The following is a 19880-nucleotide window of genomic DNA, read 5'->3' as shown; positions in this document are numbered from 1 at the left end:
CCCGTCAGACGACGCCGTCGGCGCGCAGGGCCTCGATCTGCTCGCCGGTGCGGCCGAGTTCGGTGAGGATCGCGTCCGTGTGCTCGCCCACCGCCGGTACGGGGTCCATCCGCGCGGGCAGTCCGGCGAGGTCGGCCGGCGGCAGCAGGGCCTGCACCGTCGCGCCACCAGGTACGGCCACGTCGTGCCAGCGGTCGCGGGCGGCGAGGACCGGATGGTCCAGGAACGCGGCGACGTCGTTGACCCCGGCGCAGGCGATGGCGACGGACTCCAGGTCCTTGAGGATCTCCTCGGCGTCGGAGCGGGCGCAGCGCTCGGCGACGAGGGCGTTGAGTTCGTCGCGGTGGGCGACGCGGGCGGAACTCGTGGCGAACCGCGGGTCGTCGGTCAGCTCGGGCCGGCCGAGGAACTCCGCGCACAGGACGGCCCACTCGCGCTCGTTCTGGATGGAGAACAGCACCTCCTTGCCGTCGGCGGCCGTGAAGGCGCCGTACGGGGCGAGCGTGGGGTGCTGGCTGCCCAGCCGTGGGGGCTGGGTGCCGCCGTAGCGGGTGTAGTTGGCGGGCTGGCCCATCCACTCGGCCAGCGCCTCGAACAGGGACACCTCCACCGGGTGGGCCGTACCCCTGGTGGCGCGCGTGAACAGGGCGGTGAGGATGCCGCTGTAGGCGTACATCCCCGCGGCGATGTCGGCGACGGAGATGCCGACCCGGGCGGTCCCGTCCGGGGTCCCGGTCAGCGACACCAGGCCGGTCTGGCACTGCACCAGCAGGTCGTAGGACTTGCGGTCGGCCCATGGCCCCGAGGTGCCGTACCCGGAGATCGTGCACGGGATCAGCCGCGGCCACCGCTCGCCGAGCGCGACGACGCCCAGGCCGAGCCGGTCGGCCGCGCCCGGCGCCAGGTTCTGTACGAAGACGTCGGCGCCGTCGAGGAGCTGGTGCAGGATCTCGCGGCCCCGGGGGTCCTTGAGGTCCAGCGTGAGGGACTCCTTGGACCGGTTGAGCCAGACGAAATAGCTGGAGTGACCGTGCACCGTCGTGTCGTAGCGGCGGGCGAAGTCACCGTCCCCGGGCCGCTCGATCTTGATCACGCGTGCGCCCAGGTCGGCGAGTTGCCGGGTGGCGTAGGGGGCGGCCACGGCCTGTTCGAGGCTGACCACCGTGATGCCGGACAGGGGAAGCTGCGACGCGATCATAGGGCCCAGTTCTACGACCCCGCCCGACCCCTGTCAATGCCGCCCCGACCCTCTTGACCTGCGCATTTCTCCACCCGGCCGACCTCAGGCGGGCACGCGGAGCGTCTCCACCGTCCGGACCAGCGGGGCTAGTTCGGGGTTCTGCGCGGCTTGGTCGAGGGCTTCGCGGAGGGCTTTGTCGTTGGTGGGGCGGGCTTCCTGCAGGAGGTGGAGGCCCGCCTCGGTGACGTCGGTGTAGATGCCGCGGCGGTCGGTGGGGCAGAGGTAGCGGGAGAGCAGGCCGCGGTCTTCGAGGCGGGTGACGAGCCGGGTGGTGGCGCTCTGGCTGAGGACGACCGCGTCGGCGACCTGTTTCATCTGGAGGTGGCCGCCTTCGCCGTCGTGCTGGCGGCTGAGCACGTCGAGCAGGGAGTACTCGCGCACGCTCAGGTGGTGTCCGGTCTGAAGGGCGCGCTCGATGTGCGCCTCGATCCTTCCGTGCAGCAGGGAGAGCGCGCACCAGCCCTGGGCGAGGGCGGTGAGTGCGGGGTCCGTGGCGGTCATGGGGCCGGCTTCCTTCGTCCCGATGAGATGGGACATCCAGGATAGGGCATCCGCGAAATATACGGCTATGGCGTTTATGGTGCGCCTGCAAGTAGTGCTTCTTGTTGTGGCCGTGTGGCCGGCCCTCCGGTCTACTGCTCTCCCTGGCTCCGCACCAGATGCCGCATAGCCAGGGCCAGACCCAGCCTGAACCGGCCCTGTGGAGTGCGCAGTGGCCAGCCCAGCAGGTGTTCGGCGTGGGCGAGCCGTTCCTGGAGTGTGGAGTGGTGGACGTTGATCTCGGACGCCGCCGCCCGCAGGCTCACCGTCGTGGCGACGGCGTGCAGCGTGGTGAGCAGCCACGGCGTGGCGGCCGCGGCGGCCTCCAAGGCCCGCACGTCGGGCGGCGGTTCGGCGCCCGGGGCGACGAGGTGGGCGAGGAGAGCGACGTCGCCCAGTTCGTCGGCGTGCACCACACCGGAGCCGGGGTCCTGCGCGGTGCCCTCGGCCGAGAACCGGAGTGCGACGCGGGCCTGCTCCCAGGAGTGCGGCAGGTCGAGCACGGGCACGACGGGGCCCACGCCCACCCGGCCGACCGGCGGTTCGGGGTCCCCTTGCGCGGGGGCGATGCGGGGGCGGCCGTCGAGCGGGGCGAGGGCGCGGGCCGGTGCGGCGGGGTCGAGCCCCAGCCGACGGGCCGCGTGCAGCCGTGCCGCCTCCGGTGCCGTGGCGTCGAGGACGGTCTCGACCAGCGCCGGATCATCGGCCGGCGCCCGCCCGCGCGTCCGGTCGAGGACGAGCCGTACGGCCCCGGCGGCCCGCTCCAGGATCACCGCGTCGACGACGCTGGGCTCCGCCGCACGGGCCCGCTCCAGCCACAGCGCGGGAGCGCCGCCCGGCGTCAGTGCCGCGTACGGCCAGCCGGGGTCGGGCGGCAGGTCGTTCTCCCGGCGTGTCCCGTCGGCCTCGACCCGCACCTGCACCCGCCGGTCCGCGTCCACCAGCCGCGCCGGGACCCCGGCGAGCACGGCGGCACCGCGCACCAGCGCCTCCAGCCCGGCCCGGGACTCGGCGAGCCGGTCGAAGTAGGCGATGACGCGCACGGCGGCCCCGGCATCCGGATCCAGCGCGGTGAGACGTCCGGCCAGCTCTTTCATAGGCCCATGGTGCGGTATGGGGTCAAGGGACGGGGGCCGTCGGTGCCACTCGCACCTGAAACACCGGGCCCGGCGGCCGACCCCAGGGGGTGCGGGGCTGCATCGACATGCGGTTCCGCCGCGTGGGCGCAACCAGCCACCGACGACCCGCACCCGCCCGACCACGGGTCCCGGCAGGTGAACAGCCGCGACACCACCCGGCACCGGGCGCAACGAGCAGCCGCCCCACCCCCTCAGCGGCTCAACAACCGCCGCAGCCACTCCACATGCGCCGCCCGGCAGGCCTGCGACAGCGCCGCCTGCGGAGCGAACCCGTCGAAGCCGTGGAAGCCGCCGGGCCACACATGCAACTCGGCCGCCCCGCCCGCCTGCCAGATCCGGGAGGCATAGGCGACGACCTCGTCACGGAACGTCTCCGCGGAGCCGACGTCCAGGAAGGCCGGGGGCAGCCCCGAGAGGTCCTCGGCCCGGGCCGGCGCCGCGTACGCCGGAACGTCGGGGCCGCCGCGGAGGTCGCCGAGCAACGCCGTCCAGCCCGTCTCGTTCGCCGTGCGGTCCCAGACGCCGAGGCCCGCCATCTGGTACGTGGACGGGCTGTCGTTGCGGTCGTCCAGCATCGGGCACATCAGCAGCTGGCCGATCAGCTGAGGGCCGCCGCGGTCCCGGGTCAGCAGGGCCAGCGCCGCGGACAGCCCACCGCCCGCGCTCGCCCCGGCGACGACGATGCGCTGCGGGTCGGCGCCGAGCTCGGCGGCGTTCTTCGCCGTCCACTCCAGGCCGACGTACACGTCCTCGACCGGCGCCGGGTGCGGGTGCTCGGGCGCGAGCCGGTACTCCACGGACACCACGACCGCGTCCAGCTCCTTCGCCCAGGCCAGGGCGGCGTCGACGCCGACGCGGTTGTTGCCGATGATCATGCCGCCGCCGTGCACGTGGTAGATCACGGGCCGCGGGCCCCCTTGCGCGGGGACGGCGGGCCGGCAGATCAGCAGGGAGATCTCGGGCGCGCCCTCCGGGCCAGGCACGGCGCGGTCCTCGACCTCGAAGAACCCGTCCAGGGTCAGATCCAGCTCGGCCAGCATCTGGATTCCCGCACCCTGCCGGACGTCGGCTATCTCGTCCATCGTGAGGCCGGGGGAGATCACGTCCTTGATGAGCTCCAGGGCGGCGGCGAGCTCGGGATCGAACGGGGGCGGCGGGGCCTGGGTCATGGGTTCTCCTCACACGGGGGCACGCACGTGCCCGGCGGCTCTGCGGCCATGATCTGCGCACCGGCCCCGGCCGGGGGGCCGCCGTTCGGCGGAACCTGCCCGCCGTCCGGCGGGTGGCGAGTTCGTGACCTGGAGCTTGCCAGGACATAACCCGTTGTTCACCTGCCGGGGGTGGAGGAATGGACCGACCGGCGACAACGCTGTCAAAGCCCCACCTGCACCAGGAGTAGCACCTGTGAACGTCTCCCTCTCCGTCTGGCTGCTGACCGTCGTAGCCCTCTGCGCGCTCGTCGCCGTGGACTTCTTCATCGGTCGCAAACCCCACGACGTCTCCCTCCGGGAAGCGGGGACGTGGACCATCGTCTGGGTCGTGCTGGCCTGTCTCTTCGGCGTCGGGCTCTACTTCTACGGTGGCGGCGGGCCCACGGGCGAGTTCTTCGCCGGCTACATCACCGAGAAGTCGCTCAGCGTCGACAACCTCTTCGTCTTCGTCCTGATCATGGCGAAGTTCGCGGTGCCCTCGCAGTACCAGCAGCGGGTCCTCATGGTCGGCGTGATCGTGGCGCTGGTGCTGCGCGCCGGGTTCATCGCGGCCGGCGCGGCGATCATCTCGGCGTTCTCCTGGGTGTTCTACCTCTTCGGCGCCTTCCTCATCTGGACGGCCTGGAAGCTGATCCAGGACGCCCGCAAGGAGGAGCACGAGGAGGAGTACCAGGAGAACAAGCTGCTGAAGATGGCCGAGAGGCGGTTCGGCGTGGCCGACCGGTACCACGGCACCAAGCTGTTCATCACCGAGAACGGCAAGCGGATCATGACGCCGATGCTGGTCGTGATGCTGGCGATCGGCTCGACGGACGTCCTGTTCGCGCTCGACTCCATCCCGGCCATCTACGGGCTGACCCAGGACCCGTACATCGTCTTCACCGCCAACGCCTTCGCCCTGATGGGTCTCAGGCAGCTCTACTTCCTCATCGGCGGCCTCCTGAAGAAGCTGGTCCACCTCAGCTACGGCCTGTCGATCATCCTCGGCTTCATCGGCGTCAAACTCGTCCTGCACGCCCTGCACGAGTCCGGCGTCCACGTCCCCGAGATCAGCATCCCCTTCTCCCTCGGCTTCATCGTGCTCGTCCTGGCCGTCACGACGCTGACGAGTCTGCGCGCCTCGAAGAAGCAGGAGCAGAAGCAGAAGCAGGAGCAGGAGCAGGAGCAGGCGGAGGCGGAGGCGGAGGCCGAAGGCGTGGCGTAGCGGGCGCCCCGTCGCCCCCTTGACTTCGAGAGCGCTCGAAGATCTAGCGTCGTCAAGGTCGCTGAAGGTCCGGGTGAACGGAGACAGGACATGCGGGTCGGCGTGCACATCAACCGGTTCGACCACCCCGGAGGCGGCCCCGCGCTCGGGGCCGAACTCGCTGCCGCGGGTGCCGCGGCCGAGGCGGCCGGGGTGAGTTGGCTGTCCGTGATGGACCACTACTTCCAGATGGAGTTCAACGACCGCGCCGAGGACCCCATGCTGGAGGCCTACACGACCCTCGGCTACCTCGCCGCCCACACCTCCACGGTCCGCCTCGGCGCCCTGGTCACCGGAGTGACCTACCGCCACCCTGGCCTGCTCGCGAAGATCGCCACGTCACTCGACGTGCTCTCCGGCGGCCGGGCCACCCTCGGGATCGGCGCGGCCTGGTACGGGCGGGAGCACGAGGGCCTCGGTGTGCCCTTCCCGTCGGTCGCCGAGCGGTTCGAGCGGCTGGAGGAGACCCTGCGGATCTGCCTCCAGATGTGGGACCCGAAGGCGAACGGCCCCTTCGAGGGCAAGCACCACCGGCTGGCCGAAACCCTGTGCGTGCCGGCGCCGATCAGTGCCCCGCACCCCGAGATCATGATCGGCGGGGGCGGGGAGAAGAAGACGCTGCGGCTGGTCGCGCGGTACGCCGACGCCTGCAACCTGTTCGCCACCTCGCCGGACGAGGTCCGCCACAAGCTCGACGTCCTGCGCGGCCACTGCGAGACCGAGGGGCGCGACTACGACGAGATCCGCAGGACGGTCGTGTACACGGGCGAGGCGGTCGGCGCGGGCGACCTCGACGCCTTCACGCGGGACGTCGCGGGCTACACCGGGCTCGGTATCGACACCGTGATCCTCGGCCCGCGCACGGGCGAACCGGCGGCGTTCATCGAGAACTTCGCCGCCCCGGCCGTGCGACGGCTGGCCGGGCTCGACTGACCGCACGGTGCGCGGCGCGGTCGTGCTCACCGGCAGGGCGAGTTCGCCGCACTCCCCGTGGGCGTGGCCGTGGGTCCGCTGCGCGAGACGACCCGCATCCCGCGGGCGTCCACGCTGCGGACCTGGAGCGAGCCGCAGGCGCACCGCGTCCACACCGTGCTGCCCGCCGCCGTGCCGTGCCGGGACACCACCTGGTAGGGCTCGGCGCCGTCGGGCCATCCGCAGTGCGGGCAGACGGTACCGGTCGTGCTGGTCATGGCGACTCCTAGTACGTCGATGGGGGTGATCGTCGGGCTGTTCGACCGTCGCGACACCACCAAGGGTGCGGTCCGCCTCCGTGCACGTCCAGGTTGACTTTCCGGACGTCACCTTGAAGCGTGGCCTTCATGATTGATCTGCGCCGACTGCACGTACTGAGGGCCGTGGCGCACTACGGCACGGTCACCGCGGCCGCCCGCGCCCTGCACTTCACCCCGTCCGCCGCGTCCCAGCAGATCCGCCAGCTGGCCCGCGACCTGGGCGTCGACCTCCTCGAACCGCAGGGCCGCGGGGTGCGCCTGACCGCGGCCGCCGAGAGCCTGCTCGCGCACGCCGACGCCATCGCGGAGCGCTGGGAGGCGGCCGAGCTCGACCTGCGCGCCGAGTACAGCGAACCCGCCGGGCAACTGCGCGTCAGCGGCTTCCCGATGTCCGTGCCGGTCCTGCTGGCCCCGATGGCCGTACGACTGCGGGACCGGCATCCGCGGCTGACCGTACGGATCCGGGAGACGGGTGCGCCGGAGAGCTTCGACCAGCTCTTCGAGGGGGAGGCCGAACTGGCCGTCGTGGAGGTCACCCCGCTCAACCCGCCGCTCAGCGACGCGCGCTTCGACCAGCAGCCGCTGCTGGACGACCCGTACGACCTCGTCGTCCCCGACGATCATCCGCTGGCCGGTCGCGGGCGTGTCGACCTCGCGGAGGCGGCGCACGAGGACTGGATCGCGCCGGTGCCGGACAGCCCCTGCCGTCCGCGTGTGATGTCGGCGTGCGGAGCGGCCGGGTTCACCCCCGACGTGGTCCATCACGCGCTGGACTGGAACGTCACCGCCCACCTGGTCGCCCACCGGCTCGGCGTCGCCCTGGTCCCGAGGCTGGCCCAGCTGATGCCGCACCTGCCGATCACCCGGGTGCGCTGTGCGGGCGACCCGTATCGCAAGATCCTCACCTGCACCCGCCGGGGCTGCCGGGAGCGCCCGGCGGTGGCGGCGGCGCTGCGTGAGCTACGGGAGCTGGCGCCGACGGCGGTGGCGTGACACGGGGTCACGGGGGGCCTGAAGCACGAGCAGGGGCCGGAGCGCTTTGGCTCCGGCCCCTGCTGACGGCCTCGCGTCCGGTCAGGCCGCGACGGCCTCGCCCGCGTGCCCGTGGACGCGCGCGATGACCTCGGTCAGCTGCGCGGCGACCTCGGCGTCGTCGACCGGGTGCGTCTCGGCGAAACGGGTCACGGAGCCGGGGATGGACAGCTTGACGTCCTCCAGCACCTTGCCGCCGGCGATGCCCACGGCCTTGCGGGTCTCGTCCTGCGCCCACACGCCGCCGTACTGGCCGAAGGCGGTGCCGACCACGGCGACCGGCTTGCCGCCGAAGGCGCCGGAGCCGTACGGGCGGGACAGCCAGTCGATGGCGTTCTTCAGCACGGCCGGGATCGTGCCGTTGTACTCGGGGGAGAAGAACAGGAACGCGTCGGCGGACTGCGCGGCCTCGCGCAGCTTGGCGGCCGCGGCCGGGACGCCGCCCTCGACGTCGATGTCCTCGTTGTAGAAGGGGATCTCGGCCAGGCCCTCGAAGAGCACGACCTCGGCGCCCTCGGGAGCGAGCTTGACGGCCGCCTCGGCCAGCTGACGGTTGTGCGAACCGGCGCGAAGGCTGCCGACGAGGGCGAGGATGCGAACAGACATGCGAACTCCAAGGGGCTGAAACACTGCCGTAACGAACCGGACCGGGGTCCGCTTAATTTCTAGCACCTTAACCGGACCGCGGTCCAGTTTCATTCCCGATGCTTTACGCTGGCTTCATGTCCGCCGTTCTGCCGCCCTTCCCACCGCCCCAGGAGCCCGTCGACACGCCCCAGTTGCTGGAGGTCGGTTCCGCCGCCGACGAGCCCTGCCTGCGCGCCGACGCGGCCCGCAACCGGGCCCGGCTGCTGGAGGCCGCCGCCCGGCTGATCGCGGAGCACGGCGCGGCCGGGGTCACCATGGAGGCCGTGGCCGCGGAGGCGGGCGTGGGCAAGGGGACGGTGTTCCGCCGCTTCGGCGACCGCACCGGTCTGCTGACGGCGCTGCTGGACCACTCCGCGCGGGGGCTCCAGGCCGACTTCCTCGGCGGCCCGCCGCCGCTGGGCCCCGGAGCGCCCCCGGTCGACCGGCTCCGCGCGTTCGGCGTGGCCGTCCTGTACCGCTCCGCCGAGCAACTGGACCTTCAGCTGGCCGCCCAGCCGGACCCCACGCGTCGCTACGCCCACCCGTCGGTCCGGGCGCTCCACACCCACGTCACCGTGCTGCTGCGCCAGATCCTGCCGGACGCCGACTGCGAGCTCCTCGCCCAGCCGCTGCTGGCGTACCTCGACCCCGCCCTGATCAACCACCTGACCAGGCAGTGCGGCATGCCCATGGAGCGACTGGAGAAGGGCTGGCTCGACCTGGTCGAGCGCGTGACGCGCACCGGGGCGTGAGCGGGCGGGGACCCCGGCCCGGGCCCCCGTTCACAGGTTCTGCGAAGATGCCGTACGTCATGGTGCAGATACCGAAAACGCCCGCGCCCGCACTGCCCGCACAGCGCTCGGTACCGACGAGCGCCGATGTGGCCCGCCTGGCCGGCGTCTCGCGCGCGACCGTCTCCTACGTCCTCAACAACACCAGCGCCGTCCGGATCAGCGAGCCCACCCGCCGCCGTGTCCACGAGGCCGCGAAGGAACTCGGGTACGTCCCGCACGCGGCGGCCCGCAGCCTGCGCGCCGGGCACAGCCGTTTGGTCCTCATGCCCGCCCCGAGCTTTCCCGCCGGCCCGCTCTACAGCCGTTTCCTCGGCGACCTCCAGCTGGCGCTCGGCCGTCTCGACTACACCGTCGTACAGCACGGCAGCATCGGTCTGCACGGCGACGAGGCCGCCCGCGCCTGGGCCGAGCTGCGCCCCGTCGCCGTCCTGGTGTCCGGCTCCGGCCTCGGCCCGAAGGGCGTGACGGTGCTCAAGCGCTCGGGCGCCCGGGCCGTGGTCTCGCTCGGCCCCGACTCCGTCGAGGGCGCCCACGCCCTGCTCATGGACTACGAGGCCGTCGGACACAGCGCCGGCCGCCATCTGTACGACCGCGGCCGGCGCCGGATCGGCGTGGTGGTGCCGCAGGAGTGCGGCCTGGAGTCGTTCTCCGCACCCCGCCTCGAAGGCGTACGCCGCGCCCTGCACGGCACCGACGCCACCCTGACCGAGCTGCCACTGGCCTACACGGAGGAGTCCGCCGCCCGGCTCGCCGCCCGCTGGCGCGACCTCGGCCTCGACGCCGTGTTCGCCTACAACGACGAGTACGCCATGCTGCTGATGCGCGCCCTTGCGGACGAGGGCGTCCGCGTCCCCGCCGACACGGCCGTCATCGGCGCCGACGACCTGATGCTCGGACGCCTGCTGCGGCCCAGGTTGAGCACGGTCCACATCGAACTGCCGTCCGGCCGCGACCTCGCGGAACTGGTCGACCGCGCGGTGCGCGACCCCGGCACCGCACCCGAGACCCACAAGGTGCTGGGAGCGACGGTGGTGCACCGCGAGTCCAGCTGAGGCGCGGCGCGGCCGTCCGAGGCGGCGCGCGTCCGGCCGACGTACCGTCGAAGCCAGGGAGCGTGGACATGCGCACGACGGTCGGCATCATCGGCGGGGGTCCCGCCGGGCTGCTGCTCGCCCGGCTGCTGCACCGCGCGGGCATCGACTGCGTGGTCCTGGAGGCCCGGACGCGGGAGTACGTCGAGCAGCGGCAGCGGGCCGGCATGCTGGAGCAGGGCACGGTCCACGCGCTGCGCGAGGCCGGTGCCGCCGAGCGGCTGACGGCCGAGGGCCTGGTCCACCAGGGCATCGAGCTGCGCTTCGACCGGGAACGCCACCACATCGACTTCCCGAGCCTCACCGGCGGCCGTACGGTGACGATCTACGCCCAGACCGAGATCGTCAAGGATCTCGTGGCGCTCCAACTCGCCGAGGGCCCACCGCTGTTGTTCGAGGCGGAGGCACTGGCCGTCGAGAAGCCGGAGAGCGACAGGCCCGTCGTACGGTTCCGGCACGAGGGGCACGAACAGACCCTGACCTGCGACTGGGTCGCCGGCTGCGACGGCTTCCACGGCGTCTCCCGCGACGCCTTCCCGGCCGGCGTCGGCCGCTCGTACGGGCACGAGTACCCGTACTCCTGGCTCGGCGTCCTGGCCGAAGTGCCGCCGTCCTGCGACGAGTTGATCTACGCGCGCGGCGACGGCGGCTTCGCCCTGCACAGCATGCGCTCACCCGCTGTCTCCCGGCTCTACCTCCAGGTCCCCAACGGCACCGACCCGGACGACTGGCCCGACGACCGTGTCTGGGACGAACTCGCCGCCCGCTTCGCGATCGACGCCGACTGGACCCTGAACCGCGGCCCCATCACCGCCAAGTCCGTCACGGCGATGCGCGGTTACGTCCACGAACCGATGCGCCACGGCCGGCTCCTGCTCGCCGGGGACGCCGCCCACATCGTCCCGCCGACGGGCGCCAAGGGCCTCAACCTCGCCGTGTCGGACGTACGGGTCCTGGCCCGCGGCCTGGTCGAGCTGCACCGCACGGGGAGCACACAACTTCTCGACGGATACTCCGAGTTGTGCCTCCAACGTGTGTGGCAAGCGAGCCGTTTCTCGGACGACATGACTAAGATGTTGCACGCTCAACCAGACGGGGATGCGTTCGACCACCGGATGCAGCTCGCACGTCTGCGCCGGATCACCGCATCCCGTCACGCGGCCGCCGAACTGGCGGCGAACTACTCGGGACTCCCGCTTCCCCTGTGAGTCCCGCCCCGGTGATCGAACGGAGAGTCGCAATGCCGTTGCTCGACCCGAAGGCCTGGCAGTCCAGCTCCCTGTCGGGACAGGAGTACACCGTCACCGAGTCCGCCACCGGCGACACGCTCGGCACCGTCACCCTGGCCGGCGCCGAGGACGTCGCCCCGGCCGCCGAGGCCGCCCGTGCCGCCCAGGCCGAGTGGGCGCGCGTCCCGCACTTCGTGCGCGCCGCGGTGCTGCGCAAGGCCGGTGACCTCTTCGCCGCGCACGCCGACGAGCTGCGCGAATGGCTCGTGCGCGAGTCCGGTTCGATCCCCGGCAAGGCCGACTTCGAACTGCACGTCGCCTCCCAGGAGTGCTACGAGGCCGCCGCGCTCGCCTCCCGCCCGGCCGGGCACATCCTGCCCAGCGAGGCGCCCCGCCTGTCGTACACCCGCCGCGTCCCCGTCGGTGTCGTCGGCGTGATCGCCCCGTTCAACGCCCCGCTGATCCTCTCGATCCGCTCCGTCGCCCCGGCCCTCGCGCTCGGCAACGCGGTGATCCTCAAGCCCGACCCGCGCACCGCGGTCTGCGGTGGTCTGGCCCTCGCGGCGGTCCTCGCCGAGGCAGGCCTGCCCGAGGGACTGCTGCACATCCTGCCGGGCGGCCCCGAGGCGGGCCAGGCGCTGGTCGCCGACCCGCGCGTGCCCGTCATCTCCTTCACCGGGTCCACCGGCGCGGGCCGGGCCGTCGGCGAGGCCGCCGGACGCCATCTCAAGCGCGCGCACCTGGAGCTGGGCGGCAACTCCGCCCTGATCGTGCTGGAGGACGCCGACCTCGACGCGGTGATCTCCACGGCCGCCTGGGGCTCCTTCTTCCACCAGGGCCAGATCTGCATGACGACCGGACGCCATCTCGTCCACCAGTCGCTCTACGAGGAGTACGTCGAACGCCTCGCCGCCAAGGCCGACTCCCTCGCCGTCGGCGACCCGCACCGCTCCGAGGTCCACCTCGGCCCGCTCATCGACTCGGGCCAGCTCGGCAAGGTGCACGGCCTGGTGGAGGCCAGCCGGTCCCGGGGCGCCAAGCTCGCCGCGGGCGGCACCCACGAGCAGCTGTTCTACCGGCCGACCGTGCTCGCCGGCGTCGACGACCAGACCCCCGCGTACGCCGAGGAGGTGTTCGGTCCCGTCGCGCCGGTGCGCCCCTTCGCCACCGCCGACGAGGCCGCCGCCCTCGCCGCCGCGAGCTCCTACGGCCTCTCCCTGGGCATAGTCACCGGGGACGCCGCCCGGGGCCTCGACCTGGCCGAGCGAATCCCGACCGGCATCGTGCACATCAACGACCAGACCGTGAACGACGAGGCCGTCGCGCCCTTCGGTGGCATCGCCGCCTCCGGCACCGGCGCCCGGTTCGGCGGCGAGTCCAACCTGGAGGCGTTCACCGACGTGCGCTGGACGACGGTGCGTGGTGACGTGGCGGCGTACCCCTTCTAGACCTTCTGGACCGTCCGGACCTGCCGGATCCTCCGGACCGCGGTCCTACTGGCCGTTCTGCTCGGCCTGCGCCTGCTGCGCGGCCACGGCCTTGTGGACCTCGTCCATGTCCAGCTTCCGGGCCTGCCCGATGACGTCCGTGAGGGCGGCCTCGGGCAGGGCACCCGGCTGCGCGAACACGGCGACACGGTCCCGGACGATCATCAGCGTGGGGATCGACTGGATACCGAAGGCCTGGGCCAGCTCCGGCTGGGCCTCGGTGTCGACCTTGCCGAACACGAGGTCGGGGTTCTCCTCGGCGGCCTTCTCGTAGACCGGGGCGAACTGACGGCACGGCCCGCACCAGGACGCCCAGAAGTCGATCAGGACGAACTCGTTGTCCGTGACCGTCTCATCGAAGTTCTCCTTGGTGAGCTCCACGGTGCTGCTCATGGCGAATTCCCTCTTCCTGGTGTGGGGGCGAAGCCGTCGGCGACAACACGACCGTACGACCGCGTATTCCGGCGTATCTCCGCGCGCGTACCCGTGTGGCCACGCCGCACACCACCCGTAAGACTGACCCCATGACGGAAACGGATTCCATCGCGTACGACGTCGTGGTGCTCGGGGCCGGGCCGGTCGGGGAGAACGTCGCGGACCGCACCCGTGCGGCCGGCCTCTCCACCGCGGTCGTGGAGAGCGAACTGGTCGGCGGGGAGTGCTCGTACTGGGCGTGCATGCCCAGCAAGGCCCTGCTGCGCCCGGCCATCGCCCAGGCCGACGCCCGCCGCCTGCCGGGCCTCGCCCAGGCCGTACAGGGCCCCCTCGACGCCGCCGCTGTCCTCGCCCGGCGCAACGACTTCACCTCCGACTGGCACGACGACGGCCAGGTCCAGTGGCTGAACGGCATCGGCGCCGACCTCTACCGCGGCCACGGCCGCCTCACCGGACCCCGCACCCTGGAGGTGACCGGCCCCGACGGCGAACGGCAGGTGCTGACCGCCCGGCACGCCGTCGCCGTCTGCACCGGCAGCCGGGCCGTCCTGCCCGACCTGCCCGGACTCGCCGAGATCAAGCCGTGGACCAGCCGCGAGGCCACCGGTGCCCAGTCCGTGCCCGGCCGGCTGGTCGTGGTCGGCGGGGGAGTGGTCGCCACGGAGATGGCCACCGCCTACCAGGCCCTCGGTTCCCGGGTCACGCTCCTCGTCCGCGGCAAGGGGCTGCTGAACCGCATGGAGCCCTTCGCCGGCGAACTGATCGCCGAGGCGCTCACCGAGGCCGGCACCGACGTCCGCACCGGCACCTCGGTCGAGTCGGTGACCAGGGAGAACGGCACGGTCGTGGTCGGCACCGACCACGGCGACCGGATCGAGGCCGACGAGATCCTCTTCGCCACCGGGCGCGCCCCGCGCACCGACGACATCGGCCTCGACGCGGTCGGCCTCGCGCCCGGTTCCTGGCTGGAGGTCGACGACAGCCTCCGCGTCACCGGCAGCGAATGGCTGTACGCGGTCGGCGACGTCAACCACCGCGCCCTCCTCACCCACCAGGGCAAGTACCAGGCCCGCATCGCGGGCGCGGCCATCGCCGCCCGCGCCTGCGGCGTACCCCTCCTCGAATCCGACCCCTGGGGCGCCCACGCCGCCACCGCCGACCACGCCGCCGTCCCCCAGGTCGTGTTCACCGACCCGGAGGCGGCTGCCGTCGGCCTCTCCCTCGCCGAGGCGGAACAGGCAGGCCACCGCGTCCGGGCCGTCGACTACGACCTCGCCTCGGTCTCCGGCGCCTCCCTGTACGGCGACGGCTACCGCGGCCGCGCCCGCATGGTCGTCGACCTGGAACGCGAGATCCTCCTCGGCGTCACCTTCGTAGGCCCCGGCGTGGGCGAACTCATCCACTCGGCGACCGTCGCCGTCGCCGGACAGGTACCGATCAGCAGGCTGTGGCACGCCGTCCCGTCGTACCCGACGATCAGCGAGGTGTGGCTTCGGCTGCTGGAGTCGTACCGCGACAACTGACCCTGCTCACCCGGTCACCAGCTCAAGGTAGTCCTCGCACCACAGGTCCTCCTCGGACTCCGGCAGCAGCAACACCCGGTCCGGGCGCAGCGCCTCGACGGCGCCCTCGTCGTGGGTGACCATGACGATCGCGCCCGGATACGTGCCCACCGCGGCCAGGATCTCCGCCCTGGAAGCGGGGTCGAGGTTGTTGGTGGGCTCGTCCAGGAGCAGCACGTTGGCACCGGAGTGGACCAGGCCCGCCAGGGCGAGGCGGGTCTTCTCCCCGCCGGACAGGACACCGACCCGCTTGTCGGCGTCGTCGCCGGTGAACAGGAACGAGCCCAGGACGCGCCGCACTTCGCCGTGGGTCAGATGCGGGGCTGCCGAAGCCATGTGCGCGCCCACCGTCGCCTCCGGGGCCAACGTGTCGTGTTCCTGGGCGAAGTAGCCCAGGCGCAGCCCGTGCCCGTGGACCACCCGGCCGTCGTCGGGACGGTCCTGACCGGCGAGGATGCGCAACAGCGTGGTCTTTCCCGCGCCGTTGGGCCCGAGAACGACCAGACGGCTCCCCCGGTCGACGGCCAGATCGACGCCCGCCAGCACCCGATGGTCGCCGTACGCCTTGCTGAGGCTGACGGCGCCCAGCGGGACCCGCCCGCACGGCGCGGGTTGGGGCAGCCGGATCCTGGCCACCTTGTCGGTGCGCCGGGCCGGTTCGAGGTCGGCGAGCATGCGGTCGGCGCGCCGGTTCATGTTCCGCGCGGCCACGGCCGTCGACACCCGGGCGCGCATCTTCTCGGCCTGGGCGCGCAGCGAGGCCGCCTTGCGCTCGGCGCCCGCCCGCTCGCGAGTACGCCGCCGCTCGTCGGCCTCCCGCTGGGCGAGGTAGGCCGCCCAGCCGGTGTTGTGGACGTCGATCGTGGCGCGCCCCGGGTCCAGGTGGAACACCCGGTTCACCGTGGCGTCGAGCAGGGACGTGTCGTGGCTGATCAGCACGAGCCCGGCGTGATGGGTCGTCAGAAAGGTGCGCAGCCAGGCGATCGAGTCCGCGTCCAGGTGGTTCGTGGGCTCGTCCAGCAGCAGGGTGCCGTGTTCCGCGAACAGGATCCGGGCCAGCTCCACCCGGCGGCGCTGCCCGCCCGACAGCGCACCCAGCGGCTGGTCCGTCAGACGGGCGGGAAGTCCGAGACCGGCGGCCACCCGGGCCGCCTCCGCCTCCGCGGCGTAACCCCCGGCGGCCTGGAACCGGGCCTCGGCCCGCACATAGGCGTCCATGGCCCCCCGCGTGCCGTCGGCCATGGCCACCTCGGCACGGCGCAGGGCCCGTACGGCCTGGTCGAGGCCCCGCGCCGACAGGATGCGGTCGGTGACGGTGACCGCCGGGTCGGCGGCGCGGGAGTCCTGGGGCAGATGACCGACCTGGCCGGTGCGGGTCACGGTCCCGGCGGCCGGGGGCACCGTGCCCGCCAGGGTGTTCAACAGGGTGGTCTTTCCGGCGCCGTTGCGGCCGACCAGGCCCACGCGGTCGCCGGGGGAGATGTGGAAGGAGATGCCGGACAGCAGCAGACGCGCGCCGACGCGCACGTCGACACCAGTGACGGTGATCATGAGAAGACGCTCCGAACAAGCAAGAGGACACACGGGTGGCGTGGAAGCGGGTCCTCGGCTAGGAGATTCGGGGCGTCGACATGCGGTCAGGGTAGCGAGGGTGCTGCGTCGGGCGCCGCTGATTTATCGACGGGGCCGGCCGGCAGGGCGGTCGGCCGCCGGATCACGGCAGGTCGAAGCCGAGGGCCCGCGCCGCCACGTCCGGTACCGGCTGGGCCCAGTACTCGGCGGCGGCCTGGTTCGAGGAGAGGGAGCGCAGCTCGGCCCGGTCCAGGTAGAGCATGCCGTCGAGGTGGTCCGTCTCGTGCTGCACGATCCGGGCGGGCCACCCCGTGAACACCTCGTCGACCGCGCGCCCCTGCTCGTCCGCACAGGTCAGCCGCACCTCCGCGGCCCGGGCCACGACCGCCTGATAGCCCGGGACGCTCAGACATCCCTCGAAGAACGCGGCACGCTCGCCGCCGACCGCTTCGTACGACGGGTTCACCAGCACCCGGAACGGCTGCGGCACCCGTCCGCGAGCCAGCCGTACCTCCTCCGGCACCGGCGCCGGATCCTCGATCACCGCGATCCGCAGACCCACCCCGACCTGCGGCGCGGCGAGACCGACGCCGGGCGCCGCGTGCATCGTGATCCGGAGGGCCTCGACGAAGCGGGCCAGCAGCGCGGGCTCCAGCTGGCCGTCGAAGGGCTCCGTGGGGCGCCGGAGCACCGGGTCCCCGGCTGCCACGATGGGCAACGGGCCCTCGGTGGCCAGGAGTTGCTCGACCTGTTCGGCCAGGGGCGCGTGATCGTTCGGTAGTGCCATCGCGCCAGGATGCCATGACCCCCGCACCGCTGCCCGACTGCCTTGTGACACACGTCACTTGAGATAGCGGGAACTCGACGGCCCCTCCGCCCGACTACTGGACCGCTACAGCACACACCGTCCCCGCTCCCCACTCCCCGGAGAAGCCGCCGATGTCGATCGCTCCCTCGACCACCCCGGAGGAGGCGACGCGGCCCGACGCCCCCGCGTCGCCCCGCAGATGGGCGCCCCTGCGCCCGCTGATCCTGCGTCTGCACTTCTACGCCGGAGTGCTCGTCGCGCCGTTCCTGCTCGTCGCCGCGGCCACCGGCTTCCTGTACGCCGGAGCGTTCCAGGCCGAGAAACTCGTGTACGCCCACGAACTGACCGTCCCGGTCGGCGACGCGAAACTGCCGATATCCCAGCAGGTCGCCGCCGTGCGCAAGGCCCACCCCGAGGGCACGGTCTCGGCCGTACGGCCGTCCCCGGAGGCCGACGCGACCACCAGGGTCATGCTGTCCGGAGTCAAGGGCGTCGACGCCGACCACACGCTGGCCGTGTTCGTCGACCCGTACACCGCGAAGGTGTGTGGCGCCCTCGAACAGTACGGCTCGACCGGCGCCCTGCCGCTGCGCACCTGGATCGACGAGTTCCACCGCGACCTGCACCTCGGCGAGAACGGCCGCCTCTACAGCGAGTTGGCGGCCAGCTGGCTCTGGGTGATCGCGGGCGGTGGCCTGGTGCTGTGGTTCTCCCGCCGCCGCGCCCTGCGCAAGGTGCGGGGCACCAGCGGACGCCGCCGTACCCTCGGTCTGCACGGCACCGTCGGAGTCTGGGCCGCGATCGGCTTCTTCTTCCTCTCCGCGACCGGCCTGACCTGGTCCGCGTACGCCGGTGCCCACATCGACGAGCTGCGCACCTCCCTCGGCCAGGCCACCCCGTCCGTCTCGGCCTCGGCGGGCGGCGACCACGGGGGCCACGGCGGCGCCGCCGGCACGGGAGGGAGCGGTGAGCACGGCGTCGGCCTCGACAAGGTCCTGGCGGCCGCGCGCGCCGAGGGCCTGGGCGACCCCGTGGAGATCGTGCCGCCCGCCGACTCCTCGTCCGCGTACGTGGTGCGTCAGGTGCAGCGCAGCTGGCCGTCGAAGCAGGACGCGGCCGCGATCGACCCGACCACGGGCGCGGTCACCGACGTCGTGCGGTTCGAGGACTACCCGGTGCTCGCCAAGCTGACCCGCTGGGGCATCGACCTGCACACCGGTGTCCTGTTCGGCCTGGTCAACCAGATCGCCCTGATGCTGCTGGCGCTCTCGCTGATCGTGCTGATCGTGTGGGGCTACCGCATGTGGTGGCAGCGCGGCCGCGGCTCCGCCTTCGGCCGGCCCGTACCGCGCGGTGCCTGGCAGCAGGTGCCCCCGCAGATCCTGGTCCCACTGGTGGCGGTCGTCGCCGTGGTCGGCTACTTCGTACCGCTCCTCGGCATCTCACTGGCCGCTTTCGTCGTCGTGGACGTGGTCCTCGGCGAGGTGGCCCACCGGCGGGGCAGGCGGAAGCCCGCCGAGGTGAGCTGACCGCTGCTCGGCCGCCGGTGTTCCGTCACTGGGCCAGGGCCGCGAACTCCGCGTCGGCCCGCTCGGTGATGAGGCTCAGTACGCGTCCGGCGACAGCGAGATCCTCCGCGGGGATACCGGCGTAGACCCGGGCGGTGATCGGCGCGGTCTCGGTGGACGTCCGCTCGTACAACTCCCGTCCGGCGTCCGTGATCCGCACCAGCGACGGCCCCTGGGCGACCAGCGCCCCGGCGGTGATCAGCTCGTCGACCACGGAGTGCGCGTCCGCCGCGTCGATTTTGAGGGCGCCGACGACGCCGCCGACCAGGTGCTCCCGCTCGACCGGCGCGTCGGCGTCGGCGACGGCGACGAGCCGGAGGGTGACGGACTGCTGGAAGGTCACGCCGTGGCGGGCCAGCACGTTCTCCAGCAGGGCTCGGCTCGCGTAGTGGGCCAGGGCTATGACGCGGGGGTTGAGCGGGGGAGTGGGGGTGGTCGTGGCGGTGGTCATGACTGCTCCTTGTCGGACCCGCCGTCCAGGGCGAGCGGGCCGAGAGAGGCGAAGGGGTCGAGGGACACGTCGAGCAGGGCGGCCAGCTCGCGCCTGAACTCCCGGGTACGCGCGCTGTCCAGGCCCCCGAGCGGCGCGAGCAACTGCTCCAGCAGCCCTTGCACGACCTCGATCGCCTGCCGGGTCCGCTCCCGGCCCCGCTCGGTCAGTGCCAGCTGCACCGCGCGCGGGTCGCGGGGATCCCGGACGCGCTCGAGGAGGCCGGCGCTCTCCAGGGCGCGCGCCAGTTTGGAGACGTACAGCGGTTCCAGCCCGGTGTGGTCGGCGAGGCGTCGCTGACTGGGGCGCTCCCCGTGGCGCTGCATGCCGTACAGCGAGGCCACCAGCGCGTATTGCGCGTGGGTGAGTCCCAGCGGGGCCACGGCCCGGTCGACCGCGACCCGCCACTTCGTCGACAGGCGCCACACCAGGAAGCCGGGTGAGGCGTGCTCGGAACCCTTGCTCATGATGAATACCGTACATGGCTACTATATACATGGCTACTATTTTCCGGTGGGCATCGAGACAGCCCCGGGTGACGGACTGACGTGGCGGCCCCGGCAGGGCTAGTTTGGGCGAC

20 protein-coding genes are annotated in these 19880 nt (G+C 72.5%); 9 read left to right on the top strand and 11 right to left on the bottom strand.

The window, feature by feature from the left end; all coding sequences use genetic code 11:
• Positions 1-4: 4 nt before the first annotated feature.
• The 4 genes from AQJ67_RS00730 to AQJ67_RS00715 form a co-directional block, all read right to left on the bottom strand.
• Positions 5-1198 (bottom strand): CaiB/BaiF CoA transferase family protein, encoded by a 1194-nt coding sequence (locus AQJ67_RS00730; RefSeq protein WP_062715926.1) that lies wholly within the window; start codon positions 1196-1198, stop codon positions 5-7.
• Between the two features lie 84 nt (positions 1199-1282).
• Positions 1283-1741 carry a MarR family winged helix-turn-helix transcriptional regulator gene (locus tag AQJ67_RS00725; RefSeq protein WP_062715925.1) on the bottom strand — a complete coding sequence of 153 codons (459 nt, stop codon included), beginning with the start codon at positions 1739-1741 and terminating at the stop codon, positions 1283-1285.
• 131 nt (positions 1742-1872) lie between these two features.
• On the bottom strand, positions 1873-2877 hold the full coding sequence (locus AQJ67_RS00720) for a helix-turn-helix domain-containing protein (protein ID WP_062715924.1): 1005 nt from the start codon (positions 2875-2877) through the stop codon (positions 1873-1875).
• A gap of 233 nt (positions 2878-3110) precedes the next feature.
• On the bottom strand, positions 3111-4088 hold the full coding sequence (locus tag AQJ67_RS00715; RefSeq protein ID WP_062715923.1) for an alpha/beta hydrolase: 978 nt from the start codon (positions 4086-4088) through the stop codon (positions 3111-3113).
• A 235-nt stretch (positions 4089-4323) separates the two neighbouring features.
• Here AQJ67_RS00715 and AQJ67_RS00710 point away from each other — a divergent pair, with 235 nt between their 5' ends.
• The gene (locus AQJ67_RS00710; RefSeq protein ID WP_062715922.1) at positions 4324-5334 is read left to right on the top strand and encodes a TerC family protein; all 1011 of its coding nucleotides are present in this window, start codon (positions 4324-4326) and stop codon (positions 5332-5334) included.
• A gap of 90 nt (positions 5335-5424) precedes the next feature.
• Positions 5425-6306, top strand: a complete 882-nt coding sequence (locus AQJ67_RS00705; protein ID WP_062715921.1) for an LLM class F420-dependent oxidoreductase — start codon at positions 5425-5427, stop codon at positions 6304-6306.
• Positions 6307-6332: 26 nt separating this feature from the next.
• Here AQJ67_RS00705 and AQJ67_RS44575 read toward each other — a convergent pair whose 3' ends face one another.
• Positions 6333-6563, bottom strand: a complete 231-nt coding sequence (locus tag AQJ67_RS44575) for a hypothetical protein (RefSeq protein ID WP_079055708.1) — start codon at positions 6561-6563, stop codon at positions 6333-6335.
• Positions 6564-6692: 129 nt separating this feature from the next.
• Between AQJ67_RS44575 and AQJ67_RS00700 the strand changes: the two genes are divergently transcribed.
• Positions 6693-7598, top strand: a complete 906-nt coding sequence (locus tag AQJ67_RS00700; RefSeq protein ID WP_062716734.1) for a LysR family transcriptional regulator — start codon at positions 6693-6695, stop codon at positions 7596-7598.
• A gap of 81 nt (positions 7599-7679) precedes the next feature.
• Here the strand turns inward: AQJ67_RS00700 and AQJ67_RS00695 are convergent, their stop codons facing one another.
• Positions 7680-8243, bottom strand: a complete 564-nt coding sequence (locus tag AQJ67_RS00695; protein ID WP_062715920.1) for an NAD(P)H-dependent oxidoreductase — start codon at positions 8241-8243, stop codon at positions 7680-7682.
• Positions 8244-8341: 98 nt separating this feature from the next.
• On the opposite strand from AQJ67_RS00695, the gene AQJ67_RS00690 reads away from it, so the two are divergent.
• From AQJ67_RS00690 to AQJ67_RS00675, 4 genes are all read left to right on the top strand, one after another.
• On the top strand, positions 8342-9016 hold the full coding sequence (locus AQJ67_RS00690) for a TetR/AcrR family transcriptional regulator (RefSeq protein ID WP_079055707.1): 675 nt from the start codon (positions 8342-8344) through the stop codon (positions 9014-9016).
• A gap of 59 nt (positions 9017-9075) precedes the next feature.
• Positions 9076-10110 carry a LacI family DNA-binding transcriptional regulator gene (locus AQJ67_RS00685; RefSeq protein WP_425264130.1) on the top strand — a complete coding sequence of 345 codons (1035 nt, stop codon included), beginning with the start codon at positions 9076-9078 and terminating at the stop codon, positions 10108-10110.
• 68 nt (positions 10111-10178) lie between these two features.
• Positions 10179-11357, top strand: coding sequence for a 4-hydroxybenzoate 3-monooxygenase (locus AQJ67_RS00680; protein ID WP_062716732.1), 1179 nt, complete (start codon positions 10179-10181; stop codon positions 11355-11357).
• Between the two features lie 32 nt (positions 11358-11389).
• Positions 11390-12826: an aldehyde dehydrogenase family protein gene (locus tag AQJ67_RS00675; protein ID WP_062715918.1), complete on the top strand. Its 1437-nt coding sequence runs from the start codon at positions 11390-11392 to the stop codon at positions 12824-12826.
• A gap of 45 nt (positions 12827-12871) precedes the next feature.
• Here AQJ67_RS00675 and trxA read toward each other — a convergent pair whose 3' ends face one another.
• A complete protein-coding gene (gene trxA, locus AQJ67_RS00670; RefSeq protein ID WP_062715917.1) occupies positions 12872-13258 on the bottom strand; it encodes a thioredoxin in 387 nt (128 codons plus the stop codon).
• A gap of 131 nt (positions 13259-13389) precedes the next feature.
• Here trxA and AQJ67_RS00665 point away from each other — a divergent pair, with 131 nt between their 5' ends.
• Positions 13390-14823 (top strand): dihydrolipoyl dehydrogenase family protein, encoded by a 1434-nt coding sequence (locus tag AQJ67_RS00665; RefSeq protein WP_062715916.1) that lies wholly within the window; start codon positions 13390-13392, stop codon positions 14821-14823.
• A 6-nt stretch (positions 14824-14829) separates the two neighbouring features.
• Here AQJ67_RS00665 and AQJ67_RS00660 read toward each other — a convergent pair whose 3' ends face one another.
• Entirely contained in the window at positions 14830-16413 is a 1584-nt protein-coding gene (locus AQJ67_RS00660) for an ABC-F family ATP-binding cassette domain-containing protein (protein WP_062715915.1), read from the bottom strand.
• Positions 16414-16576: 163 nt separating this feature from the next.
• A complete protein-coding gene (locus AQJ67_RS00655; protein ID WP_062715914.1) occupies positions 16577-17221 on the bottom strand; it encodes a peptide deformylase in 645 nt (214 codons plus the stop codon).
• Between the two features lie 152 nt (positions 17222-17373).
• Here AQJ67_RS00655 and AQJ67_RS00650 point away from each other — a divergent pair, with 152 nt between their 5' ends.
• Complete coding sequence (locus AQJ67_RS00650; RefSeq protein WP_062715913.1) at positions 17374-18771, top strand: PepSY-associated TM helix domain-containing protein; 1398 nt, start codon at positions 17374-17376, stop codon at positions 18769-18771.
• A 25-nt stretch (positions 18772-18796) separates the two neighbouring features.
• On the opposite strand, the gene AQJ67_RS00645 is transcribed toward AQJ67_RS00650, so the two are convergent.
• Together AQJ67_RS00645 and AQJ67_RS00640 are read right to left on the bottom strand one after the other, a co-directional pair.
• Positions 18797-19261: a winged helix DNA-binding protein gene (locus tag AQJ67_RS00645; RefSeq protein WP_062715912.1), complete on the bottom strand. Its 465-nt coding sequence runs from the start codon at positions 19259-19261 to the stop codon at positions 18797-18799.
• On the bottom strand, positions 19258-19767 hold the full coding sequence (locus AQJ67_RS00640) for a MarR family winged helix-turn-helix transcriptional regulator (RefSeq protein ID WP_062715911.1): 510 nt from the start codon (positions 19765-19767) through the stop codon (positions 19258-19260). The genes AQJ67_RS00645 and AQJ67_RS00640 overlap by 4 nt, the downstream gene beginning before the upstream one ends.
• Positions 19768-19880: the final 113 nt, after the last annotated feature.

Source organism: Streptomyces caeruleatus (assembly GCF_001514235.1).
GTDB classification, from domain to species: domain Bacteria; phylum Actinomycetota; class Actinomycetes; order Streptomycetales; family Streptomycetaceae; genus Streptomyces; species Streptomyces caeruleatus.
Note: the sequence above shows the minus strand (reverse complement) of the source record. Positions and strands in the feature narration are given on the sequence as shown.